General features: G+C 44.4%; 1 protein-coding gene. It reads right to left on the reverse strand.

The window, feature by feature from the left end:
* Positions 1-96: 96 nt before the first annotated feature.
* Positions 97-1062: elongation factor Tu (gene tuf, locus CWB77_RS17780; protein WP_138623849.1), on the reverse strand; the 966-nt coding region annotated here is incomplete at its 5' end.

The raw sequence follows: 1062 nt of genomic DNA on the forward strand, positions 1-1062 counted from the left end.
CTTAAAAGCTGATAGCTAATCACTTTTCTTCAAGCATTAAAAAACCCGAGACTAAGCTCGGGTTTTTTTGAATGCTTAATGCATTACAACAGTTGATTACTCAACGATAGTTGCAACAACACCAGCACCAACAGTACGGCCACCTTCACGGATAGCGAAACGAAGACCTTCGTCCATCGCGATTGGCGCGATTAGAGTTACTGTCATCTTAACGTTATCACCAGGCATTACCATTTCTACGCCTTCTGGTAACTGTACGTCACCTGTTACGTCAGTTGTACGGAAGTAGAACTGTGGACGGTAACCTTTGAAGAATGGAGTATGACGACCACCTTCATCTTTAGAAAGTACGTATACTTCTGAAGTGAATGTTGTGTGTGGGTTGATTGAACCAGGCTTAGCTAGTACTTGACCACGTTCAACGTCTTCACGCTTAGTACCACGTAGAAGTGCACCAATGTTCTCACCAGCACGACCTTCGTCAAGAAGCTTACGGAACATCTCAACACCAGTACAAGTAGACTTAGTAGTCTCTTTGATACCAACGATTTCAACTTCGTCATTCACGTTGATGATACCAGCTTCAACACGGCCAGTTACAACAGTACCACGACCTTGGATTGAGAAAACGTCTTCGATAGGCATGATGAATGGCTTATCGATGTCACGCTCTGGCTCTGGAATGTAAGAATCTAGTGCTTCTGCAAGCTCTACGATTTTAGCTTCCCATTGCTCTTCGCCTTCAAGTGCTTTAAGTGCAGAACCTTGAATTAGTGGTAAGTCATCACCTGGGAAGTCGTATTCAGAAAGAAGTTCACGAACTTCCATTTCTACTAGCTCAAGTAGCTCTTCATCATCAACCATGTCACATTTGTTCATGAACACAACGATGTAAGGAACGCCAACTTGGCGAGAAAGTAGGATGTGCTCACGAGTTTGTGGCATAGGACCGTCAGTCGCAGCAACTACTAAGATAGCGCCGTCCATTTGAGCAGCACCAGTGATCATGTTTTTAACATAATCGGCGTGTCCAGGACAATCTACGTGTGCGTAGTGACGAGG

This window comes from Pseudoalteromonas sp. S1610 (genome assembly GCF_005887465.1).
GTDB classification, from domain to species: domain Bacteria; phylum Pseudomonadota; class Gammaproteobacteria; order Enterobacterales; family Alteromonadaceae; genus Pseudoalteromonas; species Pseudoalteromonas undina.